Here is an 8,536-nt window from a genome sequence, read left to right on the forward strand (position 1 = left end):
CGATGGGAATCCTCGCCGACTACCGCGCCGACGTCGCCGGCTTCGTCTCGGGTATCAGCAGGCGCACCGCCGTCGTCGCCGCGTTGCTCGTGGTGGCGTGTGTCGCCGGAATCATCGGATGGAAGTTCTACACCAAGGCGACGTCCACCCAGGTCACCGCCTACTTCGAGAACACCAACGGCCTGTACGCCGGTGACGACGTGAAACTGATGGGCGTCACCGTCGGCAAGATCGGTTCGATCTCCGCCGACGGCGACAAGATGAAGGTCGTTTTCCGTATTCAGGATCAGAAGGTCCCGGCCGGTGCGCAGGCGGTCATCATGTCGCCGACGCTGGTGTCCTCGCGCTTCATTCAGCTCACGCCCGGTTACAGCGGCGGACCCACCCTCGCCGACGGTGCGGTCATCCCCATCGACCGCACCGCCGTTCCGGTGGAATGGGACGATTTCCGCGATCAGCTCGAATCCCTGAGCACCGCAATCGGTACCGGCGCCGACGGTGCCCGCGGACCGCTCGGCGACTTCATCTCCTCGGCCGCGAGCACTCTCGACGGCAAGGGCACCGATATCAACCGCACCCTCACCGAACTGTCGAAGGCGGCACAGACTCTCGGGGACGGTCGGTCCGATATGTTCGCCACCATCCGCAATCTGAAGGTGTTCGCGAGCGCGCTCTCACTCAGCGGCGACCAGATGGCCCAGTTCAACCGCGATCTGGCGTCGGTGACCTCGGTGCTGACCACCACCGACGACGAACTGTCCACCGCGGTGACCAGCGTGGATGCGGTGCTCGACCAGGTGACCAGGTTCGTCGGCGACAACCGCGACAAACTCGCCACATCGGTGTCGAGGCTGGCGAGCGTCACCACCGCCCTGAAACAGAGCCAACCCGATATCGAACAGCTGCTGCACGTGGGACCCAACGCATTCGCCAACTTCTACAACATCTATCAGCCCGCCCAGGGCACCCTGACCGGCGCGCTGTCGGTGACCCAGTTCCAGAATCCGATCCAATTCATCTGCGGCGCCATCCAATCGGCGTCCGGAGAGGGCGCGATGGAATCGGCGCGGCGCTGTGCGCAATACCTGGGGCCGGTACTTAACAGCGTGGCCTTCAACTATCCGCCGGTAGGCACCAACGCCATTCAGAGCGTGCAGATGCGCCCAGAACAGATCGACTACAGTCAGCCGGATCTGAAACCCGGCTCAGGACAGAAGAATACGTCGATGCCCGGTGTGTTCACCTCGGCGACAAGCGCATCCGGTGATTCCGGACGCAAGATGGTGCGCCGTGGTTCGGGCCTGGCCGGCCTGATGCGGCTGCCGGGGACGGGAGGCCGGTGATGACCAGATTCCTCAAGGCCGCGATCACCGCGCTGGCCGTGCTGTTGCTCAGCTCGTGCTCGGGCTGGACCGGACCCAACTCGGTTGGTCTGCCCGGCACCAAGGGCGATGACAAGGGTTCGTACCACGTGCGCATCCAGATGCCCAATATCAATGGCATCGAACAGAACTCGCAGGTCCTCGTCAACGACGTCAACGTCGGCACCGTCACCGGCATCGAATTGCAGGGCTGGCACGCACTGGTGACCATCCGCCTCGGCGGCGACGTGAAGCTCCCGGCCAACACCACCGCCACCGTCGCGCAGACCAGCCTGCTCGGCACCCTGCACATCGCCCTCGATGAACCCCTCGGCGAACCGGCGAAAGGTCAACTGCGCGATGGTGATCTGATCCCGCTGCAGCGGGCCGGCGGCTATCCCACCACCGAGCAGACCCTCGCCTCGGTGTCCACCGTCCTCAACGGCGGCGGGCTGGCCCAGTTGCAGGAGATCAACCAGCAGATCAACGCCGCCCTCGACGGGCACACCGCCGATGCACGGTCGCTGATCACCCAGCTCGACGTCTTCTCCCGATCGCTGAATTCGCAGCGCGACAACCTCGTCGCGGCCATGCGCGGCATCGACGACCTGGCGACCACCATCAACGACCGCTCGGGAACCGTTGACGCGGCGCTGGCGAAGATTCCACCGGCACTCGACGTGCTCGCCCGCGACCGGGAGAACCTGCGCACCGCGATCACCTCGCTCGGCGAATTCGCCTCGCTCGCCGACTCGGTGGTGCGGCGCAGCTCGCAATCGCTGCAGGCCAACCTCGAAGCGGTGGCACCCAGCCTGCGCGAGCTCGCCAATGCCGGACCGAATCTCACCCGATCGCTCGGACTGCTCGCCACTTTCCCGTGGCCGCAGGCCGGTATCAAGCAGTTCATCCGCGGAGATGGCGGAAACCTCAGTGCCACCATCGATCTCACGCTCGGCCGAGCAGACAACTCCTACCTGCAGATGACCTCTGCCGATGGTGATCTCACCGCACTGGAGACGTTGCTCGGGCGCACCATCGGCCGCCAGCCCACCCCGGCCACCAAGAACCCGCTGACCGCACCGATCCTGCGTGGAGGTGTCCGATGACCCGGCTCATCCGCTGGCAATTGCTGATCTTCTCCGTCGTCACGGTGGTGGGCATCAGCGTGATGGCGATGTCGTTCCTGCGGGTGCCCGACAAGTTCGGCATCGGTCGGTATCAGGTGTCGGTGGATCTGCCCGAGACCGGCGGGCTGTACGCGTCGTCGAACGTCACCTACCGCGGGTCGACGATCGGGCGGGTCACCGCGGTGGAGGTCACCGAGACCGGCGCGCGCGCCACCCTCGACCTCGACTCAGATGTCAAGGTGCCCAAGGACAGCCATGCCGACGTGCACAGCCGCTCGGCCATCGGCGAGCAGTACCTCGACCTGGTGCCGCCGAACCTGCGCGGCCCGTACCTGCGCGACGGCGACGTGATCGCCGAGCAGCAGACGTCCATCCCGCAGGATGTGGGTCCGCTCATCGAATCGGTCAACAAGACGCTGCAGGACATTCCGCGCGATCAGCTGAGCAACCTGCTCGACGAGTCATACGACGCGTTCTCCGGTGCCGACCCGGCGATGCGCGCCCTGCTCGACTCGGTGCACGGGTTGTCCAAGGATGCCAAGGGCAACCTGGTGCCCATAACCACGCTCATCAAGGACATCGAACCGCTGCTGAACTCGCAGGCGGTGACCAGCGACTCGATCCGCAAAGTGGGCTGCCAACCTGAAGACCCTGTCGGTGCAGACCGCCCGGACCGACGAGAAGGTCGGCAACATCCTGGCCCGTGGTGCTCCCGCGATGGGGCAGGTCAACGCGCTGTTCCAGCAGATGCAGCCGACGCTGCCGATCCTGCTGGCCAACCTGGTGAGCCTGGGCAAGGTGGGCGTCACCTACAACCCGAGCCTCGAACAGATCCTCGTCGTCCTGCCGCAGGGTGTGGCGGCGCTGGCCACCATCGCAGTGCCCAACATGGACGGCACCGATCGCGGCTTCCTGTCGTTCAATACCAGCACCCTCAACTCGTCACCACCGTGCACCACCGGCTTCCTGCCCGCATCGGAGCGCCGCGACGGCTCGGCCGTGGACTCACCGCCCCGCACCGACGAGGACCTGTACTGCGCCGTCCCGCAGAACTCACAGATCGCCGTCCGTGGTGCCCGTAACCTGCCATGCATGGACAAACCCGGAAAGCGGGCGCCGACGGTCACCATGTGCAAGAGCGACGAGCAATATCACCCGCTCGGCAACAATCCGTGGATCGGCAATCCCACTCCCACGACGGACAATCCGCAGCTGAACGCCGAGATCGCCCCGTCGTCGTCGAAGTCGGACGCGAAAGTATCTGTGGCACCCTATGATCCGGGCACCGGCCGGGTGCGGACCCGTGACGGAACCACATTCACCCAATCCGATCTGCGGGCGGGCACGACCGGAAAGGATACGACGTGGCAGACGATGCTGACGCCGGCGGCGTGACCGGTCCGGACGTGCCGGACGACGATCCGGTGAAGGCCGCCCGCGCCCGTGCCGAACGCGCTCGCAGGGCCGCCGACGCCGCCGCCAAAGCCGCTTCCGCCGCGGAGGAGGCCGCACTCGAGGCCGAACGCGCGTTCACCGATGACGACCCGGATGCCGGGGAATCATCCACGGCTGCAACGAAAGCCGACGATCTCGAGCTATCCGGCGCGGGTCAGGGCACTACCGATGTGTCGGCGGCCGTCGATCTGGACAAGAAGCCGACCGAGGACGATTCCGTCGAGAGTGATCCGGTCGATCATGAACCGGTCGGCGCGAGCAAACCCTCGCGGGCCATGCTCATCGTGGGCGCGGTCGCGGCAATGCTGCTGATCGCCGGGGTCGTCGTGAACGTGCTGCTGTATCTCGATCATCGCGACCACACCGACGCGCAGGACCGGCGCGACCGGTACGTCGAGGTCGCCAAGCAGACGGTCATCAACATGACCTCCCTCGACCACGAGCACGCCCAGCGGGATGTGGACCGGGTATTGGCCAGTGCCACGGGCGAGTTCCGCACCGACTTCGAGAAGCGCGGAGCCGCGTTCACCGAGGTGATCCAGAAGTCCAAGGTGGCTACCAAGGGACAGGTGGCGCTGGCCGGGGTGGAGAAGGAGAACTCGAACGGTTCGCTGGTGGTGATGATCGCAAGCAACTCGCAGGTGTCGAATGCGGCCGGCGCCCAGAACGAGGACCGGGCGTGGCGGTTGCGGGTCACCGTCGTCGACGTCGACGGTATCCCCAAGGTGTCGAAGGTGGAGTTCGTGCCATGACCGGTACTACCGCGAGAATCCGTAAGCCTCGTCTATCAAAACCCCAGATCTCAATACCACAGGGCACCAAGCGAATAGCGCTCGCTGTTGTTGCTGTGCTGATCGTGGCGCTCTTCGCCGGCGCCGCCTATCAGTACTGGAACAATGTGCGCCCCGCACAACAGGCCGACACCACCCGGTCCGAGGTGGGGAATGTGGCCGCCAAAGGTTCGGTCGCCATCTTGTCTTACAAACACGGCTCGGTCGATTCCGATGTGGCCAAGGCGCAGAAGCTGCTCACCGGTGAATTCGCCGAGTATTACAAGGACTTCACCGGCAAGGTGGTGATTCCGGCGGCGAAGGAGAAGTCGGTGGACACCCAGGCCAGTGTCGTGGGCACCGCCGTGTCGACCGCCTCCGGAGATCGGGCCGTGGTGCTGGTGTTCATCAACCAATCCACTGTCACCGCGGACAACGCGACGCCCACGCTCACCGCGAGCAGCGTCCGCGTCGAACTGGCCAAGGTCGGCGGGGATTGGCGGATCGCGAAATTCGATCCGGTGTGAGCCCGCGATGACCATTGCCGTCGAGCACCTGCCCGAACCGGGCGCCCCGGCGTGGCCCGGATACTCCTATCTGCCGCGCTCCGGTGACCCGGGATCCGAAGATGCTCCGGCACAGACGATTCCGGAGCAATTGGCGCGGGTCGTGGCCCGCACCCCCGACCACGACGCGATCCGGTGGGTGGATTCCGATGGCATTGTCCGAGCGGTCCGCTGGCGTGAGCTCGACGACCGGTCCTGGCGCGTCGCCGTGGGCATCGCCCGGCTGGTGCCCGCCGGTGCCCGGGTAGGCATCCTGGGTGAGGACCGGACGGCGTGGATCGTCGCGGCGTTCGCGATCGCCCGGGCCGGGTGCGTGGTGGTGCCGATACCGGCCGGTCCGGTCTCGTCGATCACCGCGCGCTGTAGACAGGTCGATCTCGATCTGCTTGTGGTGCCCGATGATTCCCGGTACGCCACGCTCGACCACCTCGCCTGTGCGCGGGTGGCGACCGCCGGCGTCCTCGGCGAGGGCGACCCGCACGGCCCGCAGGTGCCGATCGACCCGGGCGACCCTTTCCTCTACCAGTTCACCTCCGGAACCACCGGAACCCCGAAGGTGGCGGTGCTGTCCCATCGCGCGGTGCTCGGATCGGCCCATGAGTACGTGCGCGGGGCCGGCGCCCGCGATGGTGACGCGCTGTTCAATCCGCTGCCCCTCGACCACGTCGGGGGGTCGGTCGCCGGTCTGATCGGCGCACTCACTCTCGGCGGGACCTACGTTGCGGTCGGCCGATTCGATCCGGCTACCGTCGCCGCGGTCATCGCCCGCACGGCGCCGTCGATCGTCGGACTCGTGCCCACGATGATCATCGACATGCTCGACCGCGGCAACGCCCGGCCCGCCGATTTCGCGTCGGTGGTGTCGGTGGTGGGTGGCGCCACCAGAGTCGATCCCGCACTCATCGACAGGGTCGAACACGATCTGGGGATCCGGTTCCTCGTCGGCTACGGCCAGAGCGAGGCGCCGTGCCTGGCGCTGAGCGCGCTCGGCGACCCGCAACCCGAACGCACCCGCACCATCGGCCGCCCCGCACCCGGACGCGACTACTGCGTCGCGGGCGAGGGCGGCACCGTCGTCGCCGACGGCGAGATCGGTGAACTGTGCGTTCGGGGCACCACGATCATGTCGGGATATCTTGTGCGCGAGGGGGAGACGCTGCGCGTCGAATCGGCGACGGACGGACACGGCTGGCTGCGCACCGGCGATCTCGTCTCCCTGCGGCAGGGGGTGCTCACCTTCCATTCCCGGCTGCGCGAGGTGGTGATCCGTGGCGGTGAGAACCTGTATCCGGCGCAGATCGAGCAGATCCTCACCGGTTGCGCCGCTGTCGGGGAGGTGTCGGTGTTCGGGGTGCCCGACGAGCGTCTCGGTGAACGCCTGGTGGCCGCTGTCCGGCCGGCCTGCGGTGACTCCGACCTCCGGGCGATAGAAGATTTTGCCGCAGAACATCTTCCGCGGGCGATGCGACCGGCGCAATGGTTCGTGGTGGACGATTTTCCGCGTACCGGGACGGGCAAGATCCGTAAGAACGATTTGGCGGCAAGATTTCACTGACGCCGCCGCAACCGGGTGGCGGTGAGTTCTTTGTGCCGCAGCGGCGGCGCATTCGACGAAAGGAATGTGACATGAGGGATGCGGTAATCGTGGCGGTGGCGCGTACACCGATCGGCAAGCGGGGCGGAGGGCTGTCGGGGGTGCATGCGGTCGACCTGTCGGCGCAGGTACTCAACGGTCTCGTCGGCCGCGCCGGGATCGACCCGGCACTCGTCGACGACGTGCACTGGGGCAACGTGATCAGCCTCGGCGAACAGTCCGGCAACATCGGCCGGATGGCCGTGCTCGGCGCGGGCTGGCCCGAGAGCGTGCCCGGCTTCACCATCGACCGCCAGTGCGGATCGTCCCAGCAGGCCATCTCGACGGCCGCGGCCACGGTGATCTCCGGGCAGGCCGACGTGATCATCGCCGGTGGTGTGGAGATGATGTCGACGATCGGAATGGGATCGGCGAACGTAGAGAGCGCCGGCCGGATGGGCGGACCGGCCGTCGACCGCTACGCAGACGTCCTTGCCACCGAACCCGGTTTCAACGGCAAGTTCAACCAGGGTGCGGGCGCCGAACTGATCTCACGGCAGTGGAACCTGTCGCGGACGCAGCTCGACGAGTATTCGGTGCGTTCGCACGAACGGGCCACCGCCGCCCAGGACGCGGGTGCTTTCGAGGACGAAATCCTCACCGTACAAACCGAATCCGGTGAGGTGTCGGTCGACGAGGGTATCCGGCGCGGATCGACCGTCGAGAAGCTCGGCACACTCAAGGCCCCATTCCTGGCCGACGGCGTGATCACGGCCGGCAACGCCTCCCAGATCTCCGACGGCGCCGCCGCGGTCCTGATCACCACCTCCGACCATGCCGCCGCGCTGGGCCTGAGCCCGTTGGCCCGGGTGCACACCGCGGTGGTCACCGGTGACGATCCGGTGAAGATGCTGACCGGGCCGATCCCGGCCACGGCGCTGGCACTCAAGCGGTCCGGCCTGTCCATCGACGACATCGCCGCCTTCGAGGTGAACGAGGCATTCGCGCCGGTGCCGCTGGCCTGGCAGGCCGAGACCGGTGCCTCCGATGCCGCGCTCAATCCCCTCGGCGGGGCCATCGCCCTCGGACATCCGCTCGGCTGCTCCGGTGCCCGCCTGGCCACCACCCTGGTCTCACACCTGATCCGCACCGGCGGCCGTTACGGCCTGCAGACCATGTGTGAAGGCGGCGGCACCGCCAACGCCACCATCTACGAAAACCTCAGAACCGCAAGCTGATCCGCTCCGGCGGGAGGTGGTGACGTCAGGCGCACATCTCACCGGACCCTTCGTGACCTTCGCTCCTACGTCGCTTCAGCCTCAGGGATCAAGATGCGTGGCCAAGCTGTAAACCGTCGCCCATCTTGATCCCTGAGGCCGTTGCGAGGAACGAGTGAGGGCCGCGTTGGGTCCGGTGAGGTGACGGCCTGCCTTACGCCGTAGTGGTTTGTCCCATCTTGATCCCTGAGGCCGTTGCGACGTAGGAGCGAGGGTCACGAAGGGTCGGGTGAGGTGACGGCCTGACTTACGCCGTAGTGGTTTGTCCCATCTTGATCCCTGAGGCCGTTGCGACGTAGGAGCGAGGGTCACGAAGGGTCCGGTGAGATGACGGCCTGACTTGTGTGGCAACGGTTTTGGGGTGTTGTAAAGCGGTGGCCTCTTCTTGATCCCTGAGGCCGTTGCGA

8 protein-coding genes are annotated in these 8,536 nt (G+C 66.4%); all 8 read left to right on the forward strand.

Annotated elements, in window-relative coordinates; genetic code table 11:
• The first annotated feature begins 2 nt into the window (after window positions 1-2).
• Complete coding sequence (locus KDB67_RS17450) at window positions 3-1,343, forward strand: MCE family protein (protein WP_291018278.1); 1,341 nt, start codon at window positions 3-5, stop codon at window positions 1,341-1,343.
• The gene (locus tag KDB67_RS17455) at window positions 1,343-2,467 is read left to right on the forward strand and encodes an MCE family protein (RefSeq protein WP_291018279.1); all 1,125 of its coding nucleotides are present in this window, start codon (window positions 1,343-1,345) and stop codon (window positions 2,465-2,467) included. Before KDB67_RS17450 ends, KDB67_RS17455 begins: the two co-directional genes overlap by 1 nt.
• On the forward strand, window positions 2,464-3,570 hold the full coding sequence (locus KDB67_RS17460) for an MCE family protein (RefSeq protein ID WP_291018281.1): 1,107 nt from the start codon (window positions 2,464-2,466) through the stop codon (window positions 3,568-3,570). Before KDB67_RS17455 ends, KDB67_RS17460 begins: the two co-directional genes overlap by 4 nt.
• A 10-nt stretch (window positions 3,571-3,580) precedes the next feature.
• Window positions 3,581-3,883, forward strand: a complete 303-nt coding sequence (locus tag KDB67_RS17465) for a hypothetical protein (RefSeq protein WP_291018283.1) — start codon at window positions 3,581-3,583, stop codon at window positions 3,881-3,883.
• A complete protein-coding gene (locus KDB67_RS17470) occupies window positions 3,853-4,695 on the forward strand; it encodes a hypothetical protein (protein WP_291018285.1) in 843 nt (280 codons plus the stop codon). The genes KDB67_RS17465 and KDB67_RS17470 overlap by 31 nt, the downstream gene beginning before the upstream one ends.
• Window positions 4,692-5,240: a twin-arginine translocation pathway signal gene (locus tag KDB67_RS17475; RefSeq protein WP_291018287.1), complete on the forward strand. Its 549-nt coding sequence runs from the start codon at window positions 4,692-4,694 to the stop codon at window positions 5,238-5,240. The genes KDB67_RS17470 and KDB67_RS17475 overlap by 4 nt, the downstream gene beginning before the upstream one ends.
• A 7-nt stretch (window positions 5,241-5,247) precedes the next feature.
• Window positions 5,248-6,834: a class I adenylate-forming enzyme family protein gene (locus tag KDB67_RS17480; RefSeq protein ID WP_291018290.1), complete on the forward strand. Its 1,587-nt coding sequence runs from the start codon at window positions 5,248-5,250 to the stop codon at window positions 6,832-6,834.
• A 71-nt stretch (window positions 6,835-6,905) separates the two neighbouring features.
• On the forward strand, window positions 6,906-8,090 hold the full coding sequence (locus KDB67_RS17485) for a thiolase family protein (RefSeq protein ID WP_291018294.1): 1,185 nt from the start codon (window positions 6,906-6,908) through the stop codon (window positions 8,088-8,090).
• Window positions 8,091-8,536 lie beyond the last annotated feature (446 nt).

The sequence above is a fragment of the Gordonia sp. (in: high G+C Gram-positive bacteria) genome (genome assembly GCF_020438995.1).
In the GTDB taxonomy this organism is placed as follows: Bacteria; Actinomycetota; Actinomycetes; order Mycobacteriales; family Mycobacteriaceae; genus Gordonia.

Coding starts and splice junctions, on each gene's coding strand:
- KDB67_RS17450 (WP_291018278.1), top strand. CDS start 3: ATGGGAATCCTCGCCGACTACCGCGCCGACGTCGCCGGCTTCGTCTCG.
- KDB67_RS17455 (WP_291018279.1), top strand. CDS start 1,343: ATGACCAGATTCCTCAAGGCCGCGATCACCGCGCTGGCCGTGCTGTTG.
- KDB67_RS17460 (WP_291018281.1), top strand. CDS start 2,464: ATGACCCGGCTCATCCGCTGGCAATTGCTGATCTTCTCCGTCGTCACG.
- KDB67_RS17465 (WP_291018283.1), top strand. CDS start 3,581: ATGGACAAACCCGGAAAGCGGGCGCCGACGGTCACCATGTGCAAGAGC.
- KDB67_RS17475 (WP_291018287.1), top strand. CDS start 4,692: ATGACCGGTACTACCGCGAGAATCCGTAAGCCTCGTCTATCAAAACCC.
- KDB67_RS17480 (WP_291018290.1), top strand. CDS start 5,248: ATGACCATTGCCGTCGAGCACCTGCCCGAACCGGGCGCCCCGGCGTGG.
- KDB67_RS17485 (WP_291018294.1), top strand. CDS start 6,906: ATGAGGGATGCGGTAATCGTGGCGGTGGCGCGTACACCGATCGGCAAG.